Annotated in this window: 18 protein-coding genes, 1 tRNA gene and 1 pseudogene; 13 read left to right on the top strand and 7 right to left on the bottom strand. The window is 74.1% G+C overall.

The genetic code is table 11. The annotated features are described in order from the left end of the window. Positions 1 to 180: 180 nt before the first annotated feature. Entirely contained in the window at positions 181 to 1,473 is a 1,293-nt protein-coding gene (locus ACI78U_RS12790; protein WP_456875695.1) for an extracellular solute-binding protein, read from the bottom strand. A gap of 103 nt (positions 1,474 to 1,576) precedes the next feature. Between ACI78U_RS12790 and ACI78U_RS12785 the strand changes: the two genes are divergently transcribed. The 6 genes from ACI78U_RS12785 (at position 1,577) to ACI78U_RS12760 (ending at position 9,806) form a co-directional block, all read left to right on the top strand. Next, complete coding sequence (locus ACI78U_RS12785; RefSeq protein ID WP_456875694.1) at positions 1,577 to 2,848, top strand: endo-1,4-beta-xylanase; 1,272 nt, start codon at positions 1,577 to 1,579, stop codon at positions 2,846 to 2,848. 58 nt (positions 2,849 to 2,906) lie between these two features. Continuing rightward, positions 2,907 to 5,258: a beta-xylosidase/alpha-l-arabinosidase gene (locus tag ACI78U_RS12780; RefSeq protein WP_456875693.1), complete on the top strand. Its 2,352-nt coding sequence runs from the start codon at positions 2,907 to 2,909 to the stop codon at positions 5,256 to 5,258. Then, positions 5,258 to 6,244 (top strand): acetylxylan esterase, encoded by a 987-nt coding sequence (locus ACI78U_RS12775; protein ID WP_456875692.1) that lies wholly within the window; start codon positions 5,258 to 5,260, stop codon positions 6,242 to 6,244. The genes ACI78U_RS12780 and ACI78U_RS12775 overlap by 1 nt, the downstream gene beginning before the upstream one ends. Beyond that, positions 6,244 to 7,746, top strand: coding sequence for an arabinosylfuranosidase ArfA (gene arfA / locus ACI78U_RS12770; RefSeq protein ID WP_456875691.1), 1,503 nt, complete (start codon positions 6,244 to 6,246; stop codon positions 7,744 to 7,746). Before ACI78U_RS12775 ends, arfA begins: the two co-directional genes overlap by 1 nt. 72 nt (positions 7,747 to 7,818) lie before the next feature. Then, complete coding sequence (locus tag ACI78U_RS12765; protein WP_456875690.1) at positions 7,819 to 8,892, top strand: ABC transporter ATP-binding protein; 1,074 nt, start codon at positions 7,819 to 7,821, stop codon at positions 8,890 to 8,892. After that, positions 8,889 to 9,806 carry an aldose 1-epimerase family protein gene (locus ACI78U_RS12760; protein ID WP_456875689.1) on the top strand — a complete coding sequence of 306 codons (918 nt, stop codon included), beginning with the start codon at positions 8,889 to 8,891 and terminating at the stop codon, positions 9,804 to 9,806. The genes ACI78U_RS12765 and ACI78U_RS12760 overlap by 4 nt, the downstream gene beginning before the upstream one ends. A gap of 41 nt (positions 9,807 to 9,847) precedes the next feature. Here the strand turns inward: ACI78U_RS12760 and ACI78U_RS12755 are convergent, their stop codons facing one another. Continuing rightward, positions 9,848 to 10,135: a hypothetical protein gene (locus tag ACI78U_RS12755; protein ID WP_456875688.1), complete on the bottom strand. Its 288-nt coding sequence runs from the start codon at positions 10,133 to 10,135 to the stop codon at positions 9,848 to 9,850. Beyond that, the gene (locus ACI78U_RS12750; RefSeq protein ID WP_456875687.1) at positions 10,132 to 10,467 is read right to left on the bottom strand and encodes a hypothetical protein; all 336 of its coding nucleotides are present in this window, start codon (positions 10,465 to 10,467) and stop codon (positions 10,132 to 10,134) included. The genes ACI78U_RS12755 and ACI78U_RS12750 overlap by 4 nt, the downstream gene beginning before the upstream one ends. Positions 10,468 to 10,696: 229 nt before the next feature. Here ACI78U_RS12750 and aroH point away from each other — a divergent pair, with 229 nt between their 5' ends. Genes aroH through der form a run of 3 tightly spaced genes read left to right on the top strand, consistent with a single transcriptional unit; the run spans position 10,697 to position 13,124 of the window. Further along, entirely contained in the window at positions 10,697 to 11,059 is a 363-nt protein-coding gene (gene aroH / locus ACI78U_RS12745; RefSeq protein ID WP_456875686.1) for a chorismate mutase, read from the top strand. 17 nt (positions 11,060 to 11,076) lie between these two features. Continuing rightward, positions 11,077 to 11,781, top strand: coding sequence for a (d)CMP kinase (cmk, locus tag ACI78U_RS12740; RefSeq protein ID WP_456875685.1), 705 nt, complete (start codon positions 11,077 to 11,079; stop codon positions 11,779 to 11,781). Continuing rightward, on the top strand, positions 11,778 to 13,124 hold the full coding sequence (der, locus tag ACI78U_RS12735) for a ribosome biogenesis GTPase Der (RefSeq protein ID WP_456875684.1): 1,347 nt from the start codon (positions 11,778 to 11,780) through the stop codon (positions 13,122 to 13,124). The genes cmk and der overlap by 4 nt, the downstream gene beginning before the upstream one ends. A 6-nt stretch (positions 13,125 to 13,130) precedes the next feature. Here the strand turns inward: der and ACI78U_RS12730 are convergent, their stop codons facing one another. Then, a complete protein-coding gene (locus ACI78U_RS12730; protein WP_456875683.1) occupies positions 13,131 to 14,645 on the bottom strand; it encodes an MDR family MFS transporter in 1,515 nt (504 codons plus the stop codon). Between the two features lie 138 nt (positions 14,646 to 14,783). Between ACI78U_RS12730 and ACI78U_RS12725 the strand changes: the two genes are divergently transcribed. Then, a tRNA-Pro gene (locus ACI78U_RS12725) sits at positions 14,784 to 14,857 on the top strand. 580 nt (positions 14,858 to 15,437) lie between these two features. Here ACI78U_RS12725 and ACI78U_RS12720 read toward each other — a convergent pair. Beyond that, a complete protein-coding gene (locus ACI78U_RS12720) occupies positions 15,438 to 16,787 on the bottom strand; it encodes an ANTAR domain-containing protein (RefSeq protein ID WP_456875682.1) in 1,350 nt (449 codons plus the stop codon). A 121-nt stretch (positions 16,788 to 16,908) separates the two neighbouring features. Between ACI78U_RS12720 and ACI78U_RS12715 the strand changes: the two are divergent. Continuing rightward, positions 16,909 to 17,172 (top strand): annotated as a pseudogene (locus ACI78U_RS12715) (STAS domain-containing protein); the annotation flags it as partial. Positions 17,173 to 17,263: 91 nt separating this feature from the next. Here ACI78U_RS12715 and ACI78U_RS12710 read toward each other — a convergent pair. Then, complete coding sequence (locus tag ACI78U_RS12710; RefSeq protein WP_456875681.1) at positions 17,264 to 18,511, bottom strand: PP2C family protein-serine/threonine phosphatase; 1,248 nt, start codon at positions 18,509 to 18,511, stop codon at positions 17,264 to 17,266. Positions 18,512 to 18,727: 216 nt separating this feature from the next. Here ACI78U_RS12710 and ACI78U_RS12705 point away from each other — a divergent pair, with 216 nt between their 5' ends. After that, on the top strand, positions 18,728 to 19,228 hold the full coding sequence (locus ACI78U_RS12705; RefSeq protein WP_456875680.1) for an ATP-binding protein: 501 nt from the start codon (positions 18,728 to 18,730) through the stop codon (positions 19,226 to 19,228). Positions 19,229 to 19,873: 645 nt separating this feature from the next. On the opposite strand, the gene ACI78U_RS12700 is transcribed toward ACI78U_RS12705, so the two are convergent. Next, the gene (locus ACI78U_RS12700) at positions 19,874 to 20,401 is read right to left on the bottom strand and encodes a hypothetical protein (protein WP_456875679.1); all 528 of its coding nucleotides are present in this window, start codon (positions 20,399 to 20,401) and stop codon (positions 19,874 to 19,876) included. A 594-nt stretch (positions 20,402 to 20,995) separates the two neighbouring features. Between ACI78U_RS12700 and ACI78U_RS12695 the strand changes: the two genes are divergently transcribed. Then, positions 20,996 to 21,967 (top strand): M12 family metallopeptidase, encoded by a 972-nt coding sequence (locus ACI78U_RS12695; protein WP_456875678.1) that lies wholly within the window; start codon positions 20,996 to 20,998, stop codon positions 21,965 to 21,967. Positions 21,968 to 21,995 lie beyond the last annotated feature (28 nt).

Raw genomic sequence — 21,995 nt, 5'->3', positions numbered from 1 at the left:
ATCAGCGCCGGGCCCGCCCCAACTAAAATGAGAAACACAAGGCGATGGCGCCCCCTGTCGGGAGGGGGGCGGCCGGACCCCCGGGGGGTCGGGCCGGACCCCCGGCCCGCGTCCGCGCGCCGGGTGACCGCTGCCCCCGGGTCCGCCGCCGTGACGGCGCCCTGGGAGGTCATGGTCGGATCACTGCTCCTGGTCGGCGGCCTGCTGGGTCTGGTCCACGATGTCCTGCGGCGTCGCCTCGCCGGCGAACATCAGGGCGATCGCGTCGTTCATCGCACCGCCGACGGAGGCCCCGAAGGCGGTGTCGAAGTAGAGCTGCACGTACGGCGCCGCGTCGCGGACCTCGAGCAGCTGGGCGAGGGCCGGGTCGGAGACGGCGCCCGCGGCGGCGGGGTTCGTCGGCAGACCCATGTCGTTCTCGGCGAAGCCGGTCTGCACCTCGTCGGAGAGCAGGTACTTCACGAGGTCGACCGCCGCGTCCGGAGCCTCCTGCGAGACCGCCCACGCGTCGCCGCCGCCGAGCTGCCCCTGCGGGTCACCCTCGCCGCCCTCGACCGTCGGGAACGGGAACCAGCCGGTCTTGTCGCCCAGGCCCTGGCCGTCCTCGGTGAGGCCCTGCATGACGCCGGGCTCCCAGTGGCCGGTCAGCTCCATCGCGACCTGCCCGGTCGCGAGCAGGCCGGAGGCCGAGGTGGCGCCCTCCTGCGCCGGCGTCGTCAGGAAGCCGGGGTTGAAGGGCTCGGTGCCGATCAGCGCCTCGACCTCCTCGCCCGCCTGCACGAAGCACGGGTCGGAGAAGTCCAGGCTGGTCACCGCATCGGTCAGCACGTCCTCGGAGCAGGCGCGCACCGCCGTGTAGTACCAGTAGTGGGCGGCCGGCCACTTGTCGCCCGCGCCGAGCGAGATCGGCGTGATGCCGGCGCCCTTCAGGGCCTCGATGGTGGAGGCCAGCTCCTCCATCGTGGTCGGCGGCGCCGTGATGCCCGCCTGCTGGAAGAGCTCGGTGTTGTACCAGAAGCCCACGACGCCGACGGAGAACGGCAGCGCGTAGGTCTGGTCCTCGACCTGCCAGCCCGACACCTGGCCGCCGATCTTCTCGATCTCCTCGGCCGCGTCCTCGGACAGGTCGCGGACCATGCCGGCCTCCACGTGGTCGGCGAGCTCGCCGCCGCCGCGCTCCATGTAGACGTCCGGCACGTCGCCGCTCTGGAACGCCGCCTCGAGCTTGTCGACCATGTCCTCGTGGGCCATGGCGACGACCTCGACCTCGACGCCGGGGTTGGCCTCCTCGAAGTCGGCGGCGACCTGCTCGTAGTAGCCCTTGCCGGGCTCGTTGTTCGAGTTGTGCCACCAGGTGATCGTGTTGTCGTCGCCCCCGGAGGCGCTGCTGTCGCCACCGCCGCAGGCAGTGGCCGTCAGCAGCACCGCGCTGCTGCACAGCACCGAGAGGGCTGCTCGTCCCGAACGCCGCATGTCTGACTCCTTCGTCCTTCGCACGCCGCGGTGGCGTGGAACACACCAACGAAGGTCGCAGCCGGGACTTGCGCTGTCAATCGTTGTCGATAACGATTTCCTCGTGACCTGTTCCACATCTCCGGACGCCGTCCGCCGCATCGAGGGCACCGTCATCGTGCGCTCCGCCGACGGCTCGCCCTGCCCCGACACGGACGTGCTGGTCGAGCAGGCCCGGCACGACGTCGCCTTCGGCAACATCGGCTTCGACTTCGTCGGGCTGGCCAACGCCGAGCACGGCGAGGGGCGCGAGAACGTCTTCGGCGGAGCCGACCCGGAGGCGGCCGAGCGGCTCGAGGACCTCTGGCTCGACGTGTTCAACACCGCGACCCTGCCGTTCTACTGGGCCGGCTTCGAGCCGGTCGAGGGGCAGCCCGACACCCGGCGCCTGCAGGCGGCGGCCGAGTGGTTCCGCGACCGGGGCGTGTCCGTCAAGGGCCACCCGCTGGTCTGGCACACGCTCGCCCCGGACTGGCTGGTGGAGTACTCCGACGACGAGGTCGAGGAGATCGTGCGGGCGCGGGTCCGGCGCGAGGTCACGTCCTTCGCGGGCCTGGTGGACACGTGGGACGCGATCAACGAGGTCGTGATCATGCCGGTGTTCGCGAACGAGGACCGGCAGAACGCGATCACCCGGCTGAGCCGCCGCATCGGCCGCATCCCGACCATCCGCCTGGCCTTCGAGGAGGCCCGCCGGGCGAACCCGGCGACGACCCTCGTGCTCAACGACTTCAACCTCTCGACGGCGTACGAGTGCCTGGTCGAGGGGGTGCTCGAGGCCGGCGTGCAGGTCGACGCGATCGGGCTGCAGAGCCACATGCACCAGGGCTACTGGGGCGAGGAGCGGACACAGGAGGTCCTGGAGCGGTTCGCCCGCTACGGCCTCCCGCTGCACTGGACCGAGACGACGCTGGTGTCCGGCGACCTGATGCCCCCGGAGATCGTCGACCTCAACGACCACCAGGTCGACGAGTGGCCCTCGACCCCCGAGGGCGAGCAGCGGCAGGCCGACGAGATCGTCCGCCACTACCGGACGCTGCTGTCCCACCCCGCGGTCGAGGCCGTGACCTACTGGGGGATCACCGACCGGGGGGCCTGGCTCGGCGCCCCCGCGGGACTGGTGCGCGCCGACGGCACCCCCAAGCCGGCCTACGACGCCCTGCGGGGCCTGGTCAAGGACGAGTGGTGGCTCGCGCCGACCCGGCTGCGGACCGACGCCGAGGGCCGGGTCGCGGTGCAGGGGTGGGCCGGCGACTACACGGTGTCGGTGGGCGACCGCTCCGCGTCGTGGCGGCTGCGGCCGGACGCGCCGCTGTCGGAGGTCACCCTGGCCTGACCGCCGCACCACCCGGCCGCACCAGCAACGAACGAGACAGGACGGACTCCCCAGCAGCATGGGCACCAACGACGACACCGGCAGGAACACCCAGCAGGCGCCCTGGCGCGACACCGACCTCCCCGCCCGGGACAGGGTGGCGGACCTGATCCGGCGCATGACGCTGGAGGAGAAGGTCGCCCAGCTCTACGGCGTCTGGGTGGGCATCGACGCCACCGCGGGCGAGGTCGCGCCGCACCAGCACGAGATGGCCGCCGCGCCGGTGGACTGGGAGGAGCTGATCCGCAGCGGGCTCGGGCAGCTGACCCGCCCGTTCGGCACCGCGCCGGTCGACCCGCTGGTGGGGGCCAAGGGCCTCGCGGAGAGCCAGCGCGCGATCACGGCCGCCGGGCGCCACGGGATCCCCGCCCTGGTGCACGAGGAGTGCCTCACCGGGCTCGCGGCGTGGACCGCGACCGCCTTCCCCTCGCCGCTGTGCTGGGGCGCCAGCTTCGACCCGGACCTCGTCGAGCGCATGGGCGCGCTGATCGGGCAGGGCATGCGCCGGCTCGGCGTCCACCAGGGGCTCGCCCCGGTGCTCGACGTCGCCCGCGACCTGCGCTGGGGCCGGGTCGAGGAGACCATCGGCGAGGACCCGCACCTGGTCGGCACCATCGGCAGCGCCTACGTCCGCGGCCTGCAGTCCAGCGGCATCGTGGCCACCCTCAAGCACTTCGTCGGCTACTCCGCCTCGCGGGCGGGGCGCAACCTCGCGCCCGTCTCCGCCGGGCCCCGGGAGATCGCCGACGTGCTCCTCCCGCCGTTCGAGATGGCGCTGCGGGCCGGTGCCCGCTCGGTGATGAACTCCTACACCGACGTCGACGGCGTGCCCGCGGCGGCGGACCCGGCGCTGCTCACGACCCTGCTGCGGGAGATCTACGGGTTCACCGGCACCGTGGTCGCCGACTACTTCTCCATCGCCTTCCTGCAGACCCTGCACGGCGTCGCCGGGTCGCCGGCGGAGGCGGCCGCGAGCGCCCTCGAGGCCGGCATCGACGTGGAGCTGCCGACCGTGGCCTGCTACGGCCGGCCGCTGGTCGAGGCGGTGCGCGGCGGGACCGTCGACGAGGACCTGGTGGACCGGGCGCTGCGCCGGGTGCTGCTGCAGAAGTGCGAGCTGGGCCTGCTCGACCCCGACTGGTCGCCGGACTCGCCGGCCGTCGTCGACGGCGCGGTCGACCTCGACTCCGCGGAGTCCCGGGCCGTCGCCGGGGAGATCGCCCGCCGCTCGGTGGTGCTGCTCGCCAACGACGGGACGCTGCCGCTGCGGCCGGGGCTGCGCCTGGCGGTGGTGGGTCCCCGCGCCGACACCGCGCAGGCGATGCTGGGCTGCTACTCCTTCCCGATGCACGTCGGCGTGCACCACCCCGACGTGCCCGTGGGCGTCGACATCCCGACGCTCGCCGACGCGCTGCGGGCGGCTCCGGAGGCGTTCGACGTCGTGGTCGCCGAGGGCTGCCCGGTGCTGGGCGGCGACGACGAGGGCATCGCGGCCGCCGCGCGCGCCGCGGCCGACGCCGACGTCTGCGTCGCCGTCCTCGGTGACCAGGCCGGCCTGTTCGGCAACGGCACCTCGGGGGAGGGCTGCGACGCGGTCGACCTGCGGCTGCCCGGCCGCCAGGAGGAGCTGCTCGAGGCCCTGCTCGCGACCGGGAAGCCGGTCGTGCTGGTCCTGCTCGTCGGGCGCCCCTACGAGCTGTCGCGCCAGGTCGACCGGCTCGCCGCCGTGGTCTGCGGGTTCTTCCCCGGCGAGGAGGGCGGCCCGGCGGTGGCCGACGTCCTCAGCGGGCGGGTGTCCCCGTCGGGCCGGCTGCCGGTGAGCTTCCCGCGCGCGGGGAGCAGCCAGCCGGCGACCTACCTCGCCGCACCCCTGGGCCGGCGCACCGACGTGAGCACGGTGGACCCGACCCCGCTGTTCCCCTTCGGGCACGGGCTGGGCTACGGCGCCGCCACCTGGGCCGGCGTCCGCGCGGTCGGCGGGCCGGAGTGGGACACCGACGGCACCGCGGAGGTGGAGGTCGAGCTCCGCAACGACACCGACCGCGAGGTCACCGAGGTGGTGCAGGTCTACCTGCACGACCCCGTGGCCGAGGTGGTCCGCCCGGTGCAGGCCCTCCTCGCCGCCCGGCGGGTCGACCTCCCGGCGGGGGCCGCCGCGACCGTCCGGTTCACCCTGCACGCCGACCTGACCTCCTTCACCGGGCGCGACGGCGCGAGGGTCGTCGAGCCGGGCCAGGTGGAGCTGCGGGTGGGCGCCTCCAGCGCCGACGTGCGGGAGGTGCTGCCGTTCAGCCTCACCGGCGGCCGCCGCACCGTCGGCTCCGACCGCCGGCTGCACCCCGAGAGCGTCGTCCGGCGGAGCGGGGCCTGATGCCGCAGACCGACCTCCCGCTGGAGGAGCTCCGGCGCTACCGCCCGGAGCTCCCGGCCCCGGACGACCTCTGGGACTTCTGGGCGGCGACCCTGGCCGAGGCGGCCGAACGGCCGCTGGACGTGTCCTGCACGCCGGTCGACGGCGGGCTGCTGACCGTCGAGACCCAGGACGTGTCCTTCGCCGGCTCCGGCGGGTCGGAGGTCCGCGCCTGGCTGCACCTGCCCGCCCGTGCGCTGCGCGGGGACGGCCCGCTGCCCGGGGTCGTCCAGTTCCAGGGCTACAACGGCGGGCGGGGACTGCCCCACGAGCACGTCCTCTGGGCGTCGGCGGGGTACGCGCAGCTCGTCGTCGACACCCGCGGCCAGGGGAGTGGCTGGGCCGTGGGGAGCACCGGCGACCCGGTCGGCTCCGCCGCCGCGCAGCCCGGGTTCACGACCCGCGGCGTGCTCGCACCGGAGGACTACTACTACCGGCGCGTCTACACCGACGCGACGAGGGCGCTCGAGGTGCTCCGGAGCCACCCGGAGGTCGACGGCGAGCGGGTCGCGGTGACCGGCATCAGCCAGGGCGGCGGGATCGCCCTGGCCGTCGCCGCGCTCGCCGACGGGGTGCGGGCGGTCATGCCCGACGTGCCGTTCCTCTGCGACTTCCCCCGGGCGGCGCGCATCGCCGCCGGCGACCCGTACGCCGAGATCTCCCGGTACCTCGGGGCCCACCGCGACCACGTGGACCGCGTCTTCCGGACGCTGTCGTACTTCGACGGCGCGGTCCTCGGCCGCAGGGCGTCCGCGCCGGCCCTGTTCTCCGTCGCGCTCATGGACGAGATCTGCCCGCCGTCGACGGTCTTCGCGGCGTACGCCGCCTACGGCGGGCCCAAGGAGATCGAGGTCTACCCGTTCAACGACCACGAGGGCGGGCAGGCCTTCCAGCAGCGGGCGCAGCTGGCCTGGCTGGGCGGAGCGCTCGGGCTGCGGGGGGTCTGATGCTGCGCGCACGCCTCGCCGTCGACCCGGCGCGACCGGTGGGCCCGGTGTCCCGCCGGCTGTTCGGCGCGTTCGTCGAGCACATGGGGCGCGGCGTGTACGGCGGCATCTACGAGCCGGGGCACCCGCAGGCCGACGAGGACGGCTTCCGCCGGGACGTGATCGACCTCGTCAAGGAGATGGGGGTGACCACGGTCCGGTACCCCGGCGGGAACTTCGTCTCCGGCTTCCGGTGGGAGGACAGCGTCGGGCCGCGGGACCAGCGCCCCGTCCGGCTCAACCTCGCCTGGCACAGCACGGAGACCAACGAGGTCGGGCTGCACGAGTTCGCCGCGTGGCTGGAGCGGGTCGGCGCCGAGCTCATGCTGGCCGTCAACCTCGGCACCCGCGGCACGCTCGAGGCGCTGGACCTGCTCGAGTACGCGAACGTGCCGGCCGGCACCACGCTCGCCGACCGGCGGGTCCGCAACGGCCGCCCGCAGCCGTTCGACGTCCGGATGTGGTGCCTCGGCAACGAGATGGACGGCCCGTGGCAGCTCGGCCAGCTGTCGGCGGAGGACTACGGCAAGCTCGCCGCCCGGACCGCGAAGGCCATGCGCCAGCTCGACCCGGGCCTCGAGCTGGTGGCCTGCGGCTCGTCCGGCGCCGGCATGCCGACCTTCGGCGAGTGGGAGCGCACCGTCCTCACCCACGCCTACGACGACGTGGACTACATCTCCTGCCACGCGTACTACGAGGAGAAGGACGGCGACCTCGGCTCCTTCCTCGCCTCCGCGACGGACATGGACCGGTTCATCGAGACGGTCGTCGCCACCGCCGACCACGTGAAGGCGGTGCGCAAGAGCCCCAGGACGATCGACATCTCGTTCGACGAGTGGAACGTCTGGTACCTGTCGAAGGTCCCGGCCGGCCTCGCCGAGCGCATCGACGACTGGCCTCTCGCACCACCCATCAGCGAGGAGCCCTACACCGTGGCCGACGGCGTCGTCGTCGGGAGCCTCCTGATGTCGCTGCTCCGGCACGCCGACCGGGTCACGAGCGCCTCGCTCGCCCAGCTCGTCAACGTGATCGCCCCGATCGCGGCCGAGCCGCACGGACCGGCGTGGCGCAAGGCGACCTTCTTCCCGTTCGCGACGACCGCCCGCCTGGCGCGCGGCGTCTCCCTCCGGGTGGACGTCGACTGCCCCGGCTCCGCCACCGCCGAGTACGGCGAGGTGCCGGTCGTCGACGCCGCCGCCACGACCGACGACGGCCGGGCCGCGCTCTTCCTCGTGAACCGCTCGCAGACGGAGGAGGCGGAGGTCACCGTCGACCTCGCCCCGCTGGGGGTGAGCGCCGTCGAGGAGGCGCTGACCCTCTCCGACCCGGACCCGTACGCGGCGAACACGAGCGACCACCAGGACCGGGTCCGGCTGCGGCCCAACGACCGGGCAGCCGTGACCGGGGGCAGCCTCCGGGTCGTCCTGCCGCCGGTCTCCTGGACGGCGCTCTCCCTCTCCTGACCGCGACCCCCGACGCCCCCGACCACCGACCAGCACGACCGGCACCGTCGCCGTACCCCCGAGGAGCACCCCATGGCCACCGTCACCTACGACTCCGCGACCCGCCGCTACGCCGGCGCGGAGCGCCCCGCCGTCGACGCGCTCGACCTGGAGGTCGCCGACGGCGAGTTCCTCGTGCTGGTCGGCCCGTCGGGCTGCGGCAAGTCCACGTCGCTCCGGATGCTGGCCGGTCTCGAGGACGTCGACGGCGGCCGCATCCTCATCGGCGACCGGGACGTCACCGACCTGCCGCCCAAGGACCGCGACATCGCGATGGTCTTCCAGAACTACGCGCTGTACCCGCACATGACCGTCGCCGACAACATGGCCTTCGGGCTGAAGATGGCCGGGGTCGGCAAGGCGGAGTCGGCCTCGCGGGTGCGCGAGGCGGCCCGGCTGCTGGACCTCGAGCAGTACCTCGACCGCAGGCCGAAGGCCCTCTCGGGCGGTCAGCGGCAGCGGGTCGCGATGGGCCGGGCGATCGTCCGCCGGCCGCAGGCCTTCCTCATGGACGAGCCCCTGTCCAACCTCGACGCCAAGCTGCGGGTGCAGACCCGCACCCAGATCGCGTCGCTGCAGCGCCGGCTGGGCACCACCACGGTGTACGTCACCCACGACCAGACCGAGGCGATGACCATGGGCGACCGGGTCGCGGTGCTCCGCGACGGACTGCTGGTGCAGGTCGGCACGCCGCGCGAGCTCTACGACCGGCCGCGCAACGCGTTCGTCGCGGGCTTCATCGGCTCGCCCGCGATGAACCTCCTCGAGCTGCCGGTCACCGACGGCGGGGTGCGGCTGGGCGCGGACGTGCACCCGGTGGCCCGCGAGGTCCTGGCCGCGGCCGGCGCGGACCGCGTCGTGCTCGGCGTGCGGCCCGAGGACCTCGAGGTGGGCGGGTCGGGCCTGCCCGTGGAGGTCGACGTCGTCGAGGAGCTCGGCGCCGACGCCTTCGTCTACGGGCACGCCGACACCGGGGCGGAGCGGCACCCCGTGACGGTGCGGGTCGACGGCCGCCGTCCCCCGGCCAAGGGCGACGTCCTGCAGGTCGCCCCGCGGCCCGGGCACGTGCACCTGTTCTCCGCCGTCGACGGCGAGCGTCTCGGGTGAGCGTCCTCCCGACCGGCGAGCAGCACGTCCTGCGCAGCGGGGACGCCGAGGCCGTCGTCGTCGAGGTGGGCGGCGGCCTGCGCACCTACACCGCCGGCGGCCGCGACGTCGTCGACGGGTACGGCGCGGGGGAGATGGCCCTCGACGTGCGCGGCAACGTGCTGGCGCCCTGGCCCAACCGGCTGCGCGACGGCGTCTGGCACTGGGACGGGCAGGAGCTGCGCACCCCGGTGACCGAGCCGGAGCGGGGGACGGCGATCCACGGCCTGGTCCGCTTCGTGGCCTGGCGGCTGCTGGCCCGCACCGACGACTCGGTGGTGCTCGAGCACCTGCTGCACCCGCAGACGGGCTACCCGTTCGCGCTGCGGCTGCGGGTCGGGTACGAGCTGTCGGCCGAGGGGCTGCGGGTCACGACGACGGCGACCAACGAGGGGGAGACCGACCTGCCCTACGGCGAGGGCCACCACCCCTACCTCGCCGCGCCGGCCGGGCTGCGGGTCGACGACTGCACCCTGGTGCTCCCCGCCGCGACCCGGCTGACCACCGACGACCGGCTGCTGCCCACCGGCACCGAGCCGGTGGAGGGCACGCCGTTCGACCTGCGCGCGGGGCGCCGGATCGGGGGCCTGCGGGTCGACGACTGCTTCACCGACCTCGCGCGCGACGCCGACGGGACCACCGAGGTGCGGTTCACCGGCCCCGACGGCCGCGGCGCCGCGCTGTGGGCCGACGCGTCCTACACGCACCTGCAGGTGTTCACCGGAGACGCCGTCGAGCCGCCGTCGCGGCGCCGTCGCGGCCTGGCCGTCGAGCCGATGACCTGCCCGCCCGACGCGCTCCGCAGCGGCGTGGGCGTGCGCCGGCTGGCGCCGGGGGAGTCGACCACCGGCACCTGGGGGATCCGCCCGCTCTGATCCCCGTCGCGGCCTTTGTAGCGACAAAGGCACCCAGGGGGTCAGGTCGTCAGGGCGAGACAGATCCAGCACAGGGGGTCGCCGGCCTCGGCGCGGTCGTCGGGCCAGGACCACTCGGCCGGGTCGAGGAGGACGACCGGCGCCAGGCACACCGACCGGCCCATGACGAGGCCGTCCCCGCTCACCGCGTGCAGGCGGCCCAGGGGCACGCGCAGCGACCCGCCGGTGCGGTAGAAGGGCCGCACCGCGTCCGCCCCCACCGTCCAGCGCCCCCCGGGCCCGGTGTCCGGGCACCCGGCCCCCTCGGGGACCTGCCGGCCGCCGGTCACCGCAACACCTCGAGGTCGCCGGGCAGCCGCCGGGCGAGCTCGGCGAGGAACGCGGCGGCGTCGTCGGTGACGGTCGCCGACCCCAGTCGCACGACGACCGGCCGGTGGCCCAGCCGCCGGAGCGCGGTGACGGTCCGGCCCAGCGCCTCGGCGCCCAGCCGGTCGAGGTGGCCGCGGAGGGAGACCGCCCCCGCGCTCGGGTCGGTGCGCGCGGTGAGCAGCGGGGGCCGTGGGCGGGACGTCCCGCCGGTGGGCCGCGCGGCGGGGAGTGGTGCCGCCCGGGCCGCTCGCCGGCACCCGACGGCTCGGTGGTGGGCCTCGTCTCGACTCACGCTACTACCGTGACGATCCCGTCCGTTTCTCCCCAGGGCCCTAGGTCCCCGAGGGGCGATCCACGCCGGTTATCCGTTATCCCCAACTGGACCGTACGCTCACCGACCGACGGTGCCCTCGGCGCCGATGAAGGCACCTGGGAGGACGGATCCGGGCGGGTGGCGGGCGGAACCTAGACTCGACCGGGCACCCAGGATCGGGGAGCCCGATCGACCGAGGAGGGTGCACGTGGCCGTACGGGCCATCCGGGGCGCGACACAGGTGGACGCCGACGACCGCGACCAGGTGCTCGAGGCCACCCGCGAGCTGGTGAGCGCCGTGGTGGAGCGCAACGCGCTGCGCTCCGACGACATCATCAGCATCCTGTTCACCGCGACACCGGACCTGGTCTCGGAGTTCCCCGCGCTCGCCGCACGGGAACTGGGCATGGGCGACGTGCCGCTCATCTGCGCCACCGAGATGGCGGTGCCGCACGCGCTGCCGCGGGTGCTGAGGCTGATGGCGCACGTGGAGACCGACCGGCCGCGGGCGGAGATCCAGCACGTGTACCTGCGCGGCGCGGTGGCGCTGCGGCGGGACATCGCCCAGTGAGCGAGGAGACGGGGAGCATGGAGACGACCAGCGGGTTCCGGGGCCAGGTGACCCTCGACGGCCCGTCGGGGACGGGCAAGTCCAGCGTCGCCCGGTCGGTGGCCGCCCGGCTGGGCGCGGCCTACCTCGACACCGGCGCCATGTACCGCGCCGCCACCGTGGCGGTGCTCGACGCCGGCGTCGACCCCGAGGACGCCGCGGCCGTGGCGCGCGTGGTGGCCGGCGCCCGCATCGAGGTGGGGACGGCGGCGGAGACCGAGCGGGTGGAGGTCGACGGCGCCGACGTCGCCGAGCGCATCCGCGGCGCCGAGGTGACCCGGCACGTGTCGGCGGTGTCGGCGGTGCCGTCGGTGCGCCGTCAGCTGGTCGACCAGCAGCGGTCGCTGGTGGGCGCGGTGGGCGCCGTCGTCGTCGAGGGCCGCGACATCGGCACCGTGGTGCTGCCGGAGGCGACGGTGAAGGTGTACCTGACCGCGGCGCCGGAGGCCCGCGCGCAGCGGCGGGCGCTGCAGCTGGGGATCAGCGACCCGGCGGAGGTGGCCGCGCTGGCCGCCGACCTGCGCCGCCGCGACGAGTACGACAGCAGCCGCGCGGACAGCCCGCTGCGGCCGGCCGCGGACGCGGTGATCGTGGACAGCACCGACCTGGACCGGGAGGCCGTCGTCGACCGGGTGGTCGGGCTGGCGCTCGCGGCGGCCGGCCGGCGAGGGGTGGAGGCATGAGCGAGGAGGGCACCGGCGGTCCGCTGCCGGTGGTGGCGGTCGTCGGCCGCCCCAACGTGGGCAAGTCGACGCTGGTCAACCGGTTCCTGGGCCGGCGGGCCGCGGTGGTGCAGGACGTCCCGGGCGTGACCCGCGACCGCATCTCCTACGAGGCGCTGTGGAACGGGCGGCGGTTCACCGTCACCGACACCGGCGGCTGGGACCCGAAGGCCGAGGGGCTGGGCGCGTCGATCACCCGGCAGGCGGAGTTCGCGATGCGCACCGCCGACGTCATCGTGCTCGTCGTCGACAGCACCGTGGGGGCCACCGACACCGACCTGGCCGCCGCGCGGATCCTGCGCCGCAGCGACCGGCCGGTGATCGTCGTGGCCAACAAGGTCGACGACGAGCGCAGCGAGGCCGGCGCCGCCGAGCTGTGGTCGCTGGGGCTGGGGGAGCCGCAGCCGGTCAGCGCGCTGCACGGCCGGGGGTCGGGCGACCTGCTCGACCTGGTCCTCGACGCGCTGCCCGAGGCGCCGCGCGAGCAGCCGGAGGAGGGCGGCCCGCGCCGGGTGGCGCTGGTGGGGCGGCCCAACGTGGGCAAGTCGAGCCTGCTCAACCGGCTGGCCCGGGAGGAGCGCTCGGTCGTCGACTCGGTGGCCGGCACCACCGTGGACCCGGTCGACTCGATCATCACCCTCGGCGGCGAGGAGTGGCGCTTCGTCGACACCGCCGGGCTGCGGCGCAAGGTCAACACCGCCAGCGGCACCGAGTACTACGCCAGCCTGCGCACCGAGGCCGCGATCCAGGCGGCCGAGGTCGCCGTCGTCCTGCTGGCCGCCGACGAGGTCATCAGCGAGCAGGACCAGCGGGTGATCACCCAGGTCATCGAGGCGGGGCGTGCGCTGGTCATCGCGTTCAACAAGTGGGACACCCTCGACGAGGACCGGCACGCCCGGCTCGAGCGCGAGATCGAGCGCGACCTCGCCCGCGTGCGTTGGGCCAGCCGGCTGAACATCTCGGCGGCGACCGGCCGCGGGGTGGGCAAGCTGCCCGAGCACCTGCGGGCGGCGCTCGCCTCCTGGGAGACCCGGGTGCCGACGGCGGAGCTCAACGCCTACGTGCGCCAGCTGGTGCAGGAGACGCCGCCCCCGGCCCGCGGCGGGCGCGCGCCGAAGATCAAGTACGTGACCCAGGCCGACGTCCGGCCGCCGCGGTTCGTCGTGTTCTCCACCGGCTTCCTCGAGGCCGGCTACCGGCGGTTCCTCGAGCGCAAGCTGCGCGAGCGGTGGGGCTTCGGCGGCACGCCGATCGACATCTCGGTGAAGGTCCGCGAGGGCCGGGGCGGCGACCGGCGCGGCTGACCGGGGTCAGTCCGCCGGCGCGGGGTCGCCGTCGAAGCGCAGCGGCTCGGTCCGCCGGGGCATGGCCAGCACCGCCAGGGCGATGACGACGGCGGTCAGCGCCGTCGCGACGAAGACGCCGTGCGAGGCCGCGTGCAGGCTGTCCCGGGCGAACTCGGCAACCGCGCCGCCCTGGGACAGCGCGGCGGTGGTGCTGTCCACGTCGGTGGGCACCTCGCCGTCGAGCCCGGGCGGCGGCGCGGCGAAGCGGGCGGCCAGCGTGGTGTTGGCGATCGCGCCGAACACCGCGGCGCCGACCGCCGAGCCCATCGAGCGGGAGAACATGTTGGTGGCGGTGACGACGCCGCGCCGGTCCCAGCCGACCACCGACTGCACCGCCACGATCAGCGGCGCCGACGACAGCCCCAGGCCCGCCCCGGTGACGAACATCCACGCCCCGACCTGCCACAGGTGCGCGCCCGGGGCGAGCAGCGCCGTCCCCGCGGTCCCGACGACGGCCAGGGCGGTGCCGAGCAGCGCCGTGGTGCGGAACCCGATCCGCAGGTAGAGCCGGCCCGACAGGCTCGCCGCGATCGGCCAGCCGAGGGTGAGCGCCGCGAGCGCGAAGCCGGCCTCCAGCGCGCTGGCGCCGAGCACGCCCTGCGCCCACGTGGGCAGGTAGGAGCTCAGCCCGATGAGCAGCGCGCCGAGCCCGAAGGCGGCGACGTTGCCGGTGAGCAGGATGCGGCGGCGCAGCACCCACGGCGGCAGCACCGGCTCGGCCGCCCGCCGCTCGACGAGGGCGAAGGCCACCAGCAGGACGACCGCCGTCGCGAGGACCGCGATGGAGACCGCCGACGTCCAGGCCCAGGCGCTGCCGCCCTGCAGCAGGCCGAGGATGAGCAGCGCGGCGCCGGCCGAGAGCAGCACCGCGCCGGCGGCGTCGAACCGGTGCTCGCGGCGCTCGACCCGCTCGGTCCACCGGCGGAGCAGGGCGACGAACGCCAGCGCGCCGAGCGGCAGGTTGACCAGGAAGATCCAGCGCCAGGACAGGTGGTCGCTGAAGACGCCGCCGAGCGTGGGCCCCAGCACGGCGGAGATCGCCCACACCGAGGCGAGGTAGCCCTGGACCCGGGCGCGCTCCTCGACGGTGTAGATGTCGCCGACGACGGTCATCCCGATCGGCTGGATCGCGCCGGCGCCGATGCCCTGCAGCGCCCGGCCCACGATGAGCGCCGGCATCGACCAGGCCAGGCCGCAGAACACCGAGGCCGCGACGAACACCGCGATGCCGAACAGGAGCACCGGCTTGCGGCCGTGGACGTCGGCGAGCTTGCCGTAGACCGGCACGGTCACCGCCTGCGTGAGCAGGTAGACGCTGAACAGCCAGGGGAACTGGCTGAACCCGCCGAGGTCGTCGACGACGGCGGGCACGGCGGTGGCGATGATCGTGCTGTCGAGCGCGATGAGCGCGGTGCTGAGCATGACCGCGCCGAGCACGGGGCCGCGCTCGGAGCGGAGCCCGACCGAGGCCCGGGTCACGGTTGTCACGAGCAACGACAAAGCCGGGGCGGCGCCGCTCATTCCCGGACGGCGCGCGTCGGACCACCGGGCGGACCGGGGGAGCGGGTGGGGTAACCTGCTCTGGCAGCGATCGGGCGGTGCGAGCCGCCCGGCGCTCGGGCTGTAGCGCAGCTTGGTAGCGCACTTGACTGGGGGTCAAGGGGTCGCAGGTTCAAATCCTGTCAGCCCGACTGCGAAACCGCAGGTCAGAGGCGGGTCACCCGACGAGGGTGGCCCGCCTCTCGCATGAGTACAGCAACGCGTACAGCAACGCGGCTCGAGGGACAGCAGCGGTCACCAGCGGAGCGCCTGGTCGAGCCGGTCGGCCGCCTCACGCTGTTGAGCCGGCCCGACGTGGCTGTAGGCGGCGTCGCGCGTCGGCCCGTGTGCGCGCCCGTGCCGCCCGGTTACCGGTGCGGCCCGGGCTCATCGGTGGTGCCGGCCGCGGCGTCCGCGGCATCCGCGACGGCGTCGTAGCTCAACGCCGCGGTTGCGGCCGTCGCGGCCGCCGCCCGGACCGCTTCGACCGACTGGCGCACGGCCGCGGCCCGCCTACAGCTGAGCGGTGACCGCTCGGGTGCTGCCGTCACGGGGTGAGCGTGCGCAGCCCGCCACCGGCCGGCTACCCCTGCGGGCGAACGGTCCACACCGCGGACTCGCCTGGAAACGGAGCACGCCGCCAGAGGGCCGCCGACATCGGACGAGGCTGCGCCACAGCACTCAGTGCCCGGGACTCGGCGAGGTGGACGACCACGGCGACCTGCGGCCCGGTCAGATGCGGTCGAGGATGGTCAGCACGTCCGGATTGCCCGCGACCACCATCGGGGCCAGGTCGCGGAGCTTGACGTTGAGCGCCTGGCTGAGCCGGGACAGCCGGTCGAACGCGTCCTCGGCGGAGCCGCCGGTGCGGGCGATCAGCACGCCTTTGGCTTGGTCGATGACCGCCCGGGAGGTCAGCGCCCGCTCCAGGTTGGCCGCCAGCTGTCCGAGCGCGGCCCGCTCGGCGACCTCCCGCAGGATGGCGGCGACCGCCGCGGCGACCATCTCCCCCAGCCGGACGCTGCCGCCGGTGAACACGCCCGCACGGTCGCTGTAGACGTTGAGGACCATCCACCGCTGGTCGGGCAGCTGCGCCGGCACGGCCAGCACGCTGCGCACGCCGGCATCGGTGAGCAGGCCGCGCAGCCGCGGCCAGCGGGCGTCGGTGGTGACGTCGGCGGTGACGACGACGGCTCGCTGCTCGTAGGCGTCCTGGCAGGGGCCCTCCCCGGCGACCATCTGGTGGCCGTCGAAGACCTGCGCGACGGTGTCGTCGCTGGCCAGCAGCTGTGGTTCCATCGGCGGGCCGACGTTGATGCTCAGTGCGGTCGCGCCGGGCACTGCTCCGCGGACGACGGTGACGATCCGGTGCAGCAGCCGCTGCTCGTCACCGGCGTCCAGCGGCAGCAGGACCAGCTCGGCGAACGCCTGGGCCATCGCCATCCCCGCGCCGCCGGCTTCGCCGGCCGCCTCCGTGGCCACCGGCTCGGTGGCTGCCGCCTCGCCGGCCGGAGGCAGCGCGGCCGGGCTGCCGGTGGCGGGCGCCTCGATGCCCAGCCAGCGCAGCACCGCCCGTCCCGGCGAGGTGGTCTCCGGCCAGCCGAACAGCCGGACCGGCCGGGCCCGCCCGTCCCGACCGTGGAAGGTGACGTCGACCTGGGCCTCGCCACGCTCGCCGGTGGCCAGCGCTGACAGCGCCCGGCGCAGCGGGCCGCGGTCGGCCAGCTCGACCGAGGCCAGCAGCACCCGCCGGGCCAGCCGGGCGGCGGGCAGACCGAGCAGCTGCGCCGCGGCGGGGTTGCCGTGCAAGATCCGCCCCTCGGCGTCGGTCCGCAGCAGCGCCACCGGCAGCGTGTCGGCCAGCTGGTGTTCCCGGCGCCGCCGGTCGGTGGCCAGCAGTTCGGCGATCGTCTCCTGCTGGGTGCGCAGCTCCTCCTCGGCGACCCGCAGCTCCTCGTAGGCGACCTCGAGCTCGCCCAGCGCCTTCGACAGCTGTTCCTCCGGCGCCGGCGGAGCGCCCCGGAGCCGTCCCAGGGCGGCGGCGATGACGGCGGAGTCCACCTGCGTCGGCGGTTCGGCCACGGTGCCCTCCCCGCGAGGTCGGATGTCAGCGCGGAGCTCGTGCGCCACCGAGCGTACGGCCGGCCGTGCCGATGCGGAGAGCGCCGTCGAGCCCACCGCATCGACCCGGTGACGTCGACGCATCGGCGGGCTCGCCGGCCGGACCGGCTCACCGGCGCCGGAGCACCGCCGGAAGACCTGCGGGCACCTGGCCGCGGCGTGCTCGATCCTGGCTGCCGCGGCCGCGCCGGTGATGGTGCTGGACCTGACGGAGCTGACCTTCTGCGACTCCGCCGGGCTGCGGGCGCTGGCGGCGGCCCACCGTGCGGCCACCGAGGCGGGTGCGGTCATCGTCCTCGTCGGTGCGCGCCCGTTCCTGCGGCGGCTGCTGCCGCAGGTCGACCTGGCGGACGTGCCGATCCCCACTCCGCGCGCCCGGCATCCGTGCCGGCTGCTGCCGGTGCCGGCCGTGTCGCTGTGGGCTTCCGAGGTGCGGATCAGGCGCTCGGCGAGGTGCGGTCGGGGTCGGCCCCCTGCTCGGTGGTGCGGGCGCGCGGCGGTCCGCCGTACCAGTCGAAGCACACCATCGTGGCGTCGTCGCGGAGCTTCCCGCCGGTCGCGCTCAGCACGGCGGCCCCGAGGGCGTGCACGACCTCCCGCGGGTGCAGGTCCGCGGTGTCGGCCAGCGCCGCGGCCACGTCCAGCGTTGCCGCGTTGCGCTCGAGCATGCCGTCGGTGAGGAAGACGATCCGGTCGCCCGGCTCGAGGGGGAGACGCTGCACGTCGAAGGCCTTTCCGGGCAGCACCCCGAACGGTGCCTCGACGCGCAGGGCGATCTCCTCCACGGCGCCGCCGCGCAGGCGCAGCGGCAGGGTGTGCCCGGCGTTGATGATCTCGGCGGTGCCCTCGCGCAGGTCGACGCGTACGAGCTGACCGGTGACGAACTGGCCCGGGGGCGCGTTCTCGGCCAGGCAGTCGTTGGCGTAGCCGGCCTGCGCGGCGAGGTCGAGCCCCTTCCGGCGGCCGTTGCGCAGGCCGCCGACCAGCAGGGTGGCCAGCAGGGCTGCCGCGACCTGATGACCGACCGCGTCGGTGATCGACAGCTGCAGGACGTCGCGGTCGAGGTTGTAGTCGAAGGTGTCCCCACCCACCGCGGCGGCCGGCTCCAGCCAGCCGGCGAGGGTGAACTGCCCGGCCTCGCAGGTGTATGCGGCCGGCAGCAGCCGGCGCTGGATCTCCGCCGCCAGGGAGAACGGAGTCGTGCGCATGCCCCACTCGAACACGTCGGTGTGCCGGCGGGCGGCGACCAGGACGTAGGCCAGCGCGTGCGCGGCGTCGCCGATGTCGGCGACCTCCCGGGCGGAGGGGAAGCGGGGCAGCGTCAGCTCCAGCAGCCCGATGGCGTCGCCGCGGTCGGTGACCGGAACGACGAGCCGGGCGCCGCCGGTGACCCGCTGCACGTCGGTCTGCTGCGTCCGCAGGACGCGGTCGTAGACGGTGCCCGGCAGCGGAAGCGTCTCGGCCTGCTCCGGGCCCCGGCTGCGGGCGCCGTCGACCCGGTCGGCCGACGTCAGCCGCACGACCGCGCGGCCGCTGAAGTCGACGAGGAGCAGGTGCACCTGGCGGGCGTCGACCATCTCGGCGAGCGCGGCCGCGACCGCCGGCACCGCGTCGACCGGCGCTGCCGCCTCGACCTCGTGCAGCAGTCCACCGACATCCAGCCGACCCCCGCCCGGTCCACCCACGCGCCGACCCTAGCCGGGCGACGAGGGCCCGCGGCGGCACTGCTCCGGCAGGCCATCCGGCCGGTCGCGCCGGTTGGCGCCGGTCGCGGCCGGGTACGGCGGGCGCCGCGGAACGAAGCAGACGAAACCGGCTCGTTCCACGCGGCAGCGCAACGGCCTCCCCGGCCGTGGCCCACTGCGCACAGGGCAGCCCACCCCTGGACCGAACCGAGGCAGATGAACGCGCACTGGCAGCAGCGACCACCTCCCGACCTCGCCACCGGCGCGGCGTGGCAGGGCGCACCGCGCACCGCCGCCGAGCTCACCGCGCTGCGCGCGGACCTGCACCACGCCCTGCGTGACGGGCCGCTGGCCACCGGCGCCGTCACCGCCGCCGCTGATGCCGCCGCCGATGCGATCGACACCGCGCTGCTGACCTTCGAGGAGCTGGCCTCCAACGGGCTGCGCCACGGCCGCCCGCCAGTACACGTCATGGTCACCGCCGCCGGCGCCGGCTGGCTGCTGGAGGTCAGCGACGCCGCCGCCGACCGGCCGCCCACCCCGGCGACCGGCCGGGACCCCGCCCGCGGTGGCCACGGGCTGCATCTGGTCGCGCGGCTCTGCGCCGCGCACGGGTGGTTCCCTCGCGACGGCCGCAAGTACGTCTGGGCGTACGTCGCACCTGCAGACGTCGCGTCAAGGACATCACCGCCGCCGGGTGGCCGCCCACGCCTCTGAGGCGGCGGCGTCGCCGCGCCGGTCAGCAGGCACAGGGCGCGCGAGCCCCCGACAGCCGCCGCATACCGCCGCAACGGAAGCGCCATCGGCGGTGTCTCTGAGCGGCCCACTCAGAGCGAGGATGCGGTGGCGCCCTCGGAGGTGGGTAGAACCGTGACAGGGCGCGTCGGACAAGAGGGACGAACGTGAGCGAGCGGCTGACGTGGGAGTCATGTCCCAGCTGTGGTCAGCGGGCCGCCGTGGGATGGACCAACGATCATGTGGTCGAGGCCGCCTGCTACTCCGAGTGCGAACTGACCGAGGAGCACCTGGCCGAGCTCCAGCGTCTGGGCCGGCCGCCAGCTGGCGAATGGCCGTTGCGGGGTCACCCAGCTCGATCAGCGATGCCGACCAGGGGGGCACCTGAGAGCCCTGGCCTGGCGATGGCTCTGAAGCCGCCTCCAGAGACGGAGGCGAGGCCGGGCGGTACCGTCCCGGCGCAGTCCGTGACACGCCCGAGCGCGGGGGAGCCGTACAGCAACGCATACAGCAACGTGCTCCGCATGGAGGCGAACCCTGGCGGACCCCCCGGGACGTCACAAGGCGCCGACCTGCAGGAACGGAGCCGAGGCGGACGACGGCGAACGCCCCGGACGTGACTGGGGGTCAAGGGGTCGCAGGTTCGAATCCTGTCAACCCGACAGTGAGACCGCAGGTCAGAGGCGGGTCACCCGACGAGGGTGGCCCGCCTCGCATGAGTACAGCAACGCGGCGCGCCGACAGCCACGGTCGCCGGCGGAGCACCTGGTCGAGCCGGTCGGCGACCTCGCGCTGCTGGACCGTACCGACGTGGCTGTAGATGTCCGCCGTGATGACGTAGGGCGAGTGGGCCAGGTGCTCCCGGACGACCTTGGTGTGTGTGCCGGCTACGAGCAGGAAACCCGCCGCGCGGTGCTGGAGGGTGTGCAGCCACCCGTCCTTGAGTGAGTCTAGACGTTGACCAACAAATAGTCGACGTATAGGCGAATAGTACTCAATGTTGACCCACATCGATACTCTGCCCTCGCTCGGAGCAACGTTGTGGACGGTGTAGCGCGCGCTCCCGATGAACCTGCCGCCGCCCGGCGCGCCCTCGCCAATGGCCACGAACACGAAGGAACTCCTCTTTACTGCGCCCCAGGTGAGGTTGAGCATGTGTTGGCCGTTTCGGTCCCCCAGTCATGTCGAAAGCAGACCCCAGACTCAAAAAGGTCCCGCTCCACCTCCCCGGCCTCGCTTGGACGAGGGAACGATCGGACGTCATCCTCCTCGTGCAGCTTCCACCGCAGCCGGCTCTCTGCGTGTTCATGCCGCCGAGGTGGCGCTTGCCCATGGGGCCGGAATGCGGGTTCTGCGGTTGCGGTAGCGGTCGATGGCGACCGCCTCGGCCCGGAAGAACTCGATGCCCTCCGCGCGGATCCTCCGCTCTGGCGCGCGGATCCTCCAACCTGGAAGGAATCGACGGACCAGGGCGTGCATGTTGAGTCGCAGGTGTCTCCTGCGCAGCCAGCCGGCGATGCGGCCGAAGGCGTCGTGCTCGACATACCGAACTGTCCCCTGGGTGCCGGCCCTGGAGCGCTCGAGAGGGCGACGTGTCCTGGTGATGGGCGTGACGGGGCGTTGACGACGTGGTGACGGGCGACTCGGACTCTCGTGCTGTCGGGAGTACGTGTGCCGGGCGGTCGCTGCCCAGGACCTCGGCAGTCTCCCGACGCCACCCGAGGATCACCGGACACGAGGAGACCCGATATGGACGAGAACCGCTACCGGGAGGCGTTGCGCAACATCGCGCGCATAGCGGGTCAAGCGGCCGAGGGCCACACCACATCGCCCGACAGCGCCGACGGGTTCGACATCGGCGCGGGTTGTCACGTCATGCCCCTGCCGCCACGGCTGCACGTGAAGGCGGCCGAGGTGGCGGCGGCAGAGAACCCGGTGAACGCGCCTCTGCAGGAGCTGCTGGTCGTCGGCGAAGGCGTGCTCACTCCGCAGCGACTGACCTTCTTCACCACCAAGTATTGGGGGCCCAAGCCCAAGGCGCTGACGGTGAGCTTCATGGAGACCACCGCGGCCGACCTACGGGCGCGCATCGTCAGCCACCTCAACGCCTGGGCCCAGTACGGCGGCATCTCCTTCGTCGAGACCTCGGGAACCGGCGACGTCCGCATCTCTCGGGGACCGGGAGGCTACTGGTCTTACCTGGGCACCGACATCAAGCTCATCCCACAGAATCGGCCGACGATGAACCTGCAGGGCTTCTCGATGAGCACTGAGGAGAAGGAGTACCGCCGGGTCGTCCGCCATGAGGCCGGCCACACGCTGGGCTTCCCACACGAGCACATGCGTCAGGCGCTGGTCGAGCGCATCGACAGGCAGAAGGCCTACGACTACTTCTGGCGGACTCAGGGCTGGTCCAAGGAGATGGTCGATCAGCAGGTGCTCACACCGCTGGACCCGTCCAAGATCATGGGCACCGAGCCCGACCAGGACTCGATCATGTGTTATCGGCTGCCTGGTGAGATCACCAAGGACGGTCAGCCCATTCGCGGTGGGGCCGACATCAACACGATGGACGGCAACGCCGTGGCGATCATCTATCCCAAGGTTCTCCGTGCCGCGGACGTCGTCCCGACAACCGGCGCCGAGGCGGAGGTGCCCACGCCCCGCATTCCCGTCGCGGTGGACTGGGACCCCAGTGAGGACGTCGCAAGCGTCTCCTGAGGGAGGGTCCGGCACGTTGGCCGGAGGT

The sequence above is a fragment of the Geodermatophilus sp. SYSU D00710 genome (assembly GCF_054050195.1).
Note: the sequence above shows the minus strand (reverse complement) of the source record. Positions and strands in the feature narration are given on the sequence as shown.

Bases quoted from the DNA above. Each gene is read 5' to 3' on its own strand.
- arfA (WP_456875691.1), top strand. From the start codon at position 6,244: ATGCTGCGCGCACGCCTCGCCGTCGACCCGGCGCGACCGGTGGGCCCG.
- ACI78U_RS12790 (WP_456875695.1), bottom strand. From the start codon at position 1,473: ATGCGGCGTTCGGGACGAGCAGCCCTCTCGGTGCTGTGCAGCAGCGCG.
- cmk (WP_456875685.1), top strand. From the start codon at position 11,077: ATGGAGACGACCAGCGGGTTCCGGGGCCAGGTGACCCTCGACGGCCCG.
- ACI78U_RS12705 (WP_456875680.1), top strand. From the start codon at position 18,728: ATGAACGCGCACTGGCAGCAGCGACCACCTCCCGACCTCGCCACCGGC.
- ACI78U_RS12775 (WP_456875692.1), top strand. From the start codon at position 5,258: ATGCCGCAGACCGACCTCCCGCTGGAGGAGCTCCGGCGCTACCGCCCG.
- der (WP_456875684.1), top strand. From the start codon at position 11,778: ATGAGCGAGGAGGGCACCGGCGGTCCGCTGCCGGTGGTGGCGGTCGTC.
- ACI78U_RS12700 (WP_456875679.1), bottom strand. From the start codon at position 20,401: ATGCTCAACCTCACCTGGGGCGCAGTAAAGAGGAGTTCCTTCGTGTTC.
- ACI78U_RS12780 (WP_456875693.1), top strand. From the start codon at position 2,907: ATGGGCACCAACGACGACACCGGCAGGAACACCCAGCAGGCGCCCTGG.
- ACI78U_RS12765 (WP_456875690.1), top strand. From the start codon at position 7,819: ATGGCCACCGTCACCTACGACTCCGCGACCCGCCGCTACGCCGGCGCG.
- ACI78U_RS12695 (WP_456875678.1), top strand. From the start codon at position 20,996: ATGGACGAGAACCGCTACCGGGAGGCGTTGCGCAACATCGCGCGCATA.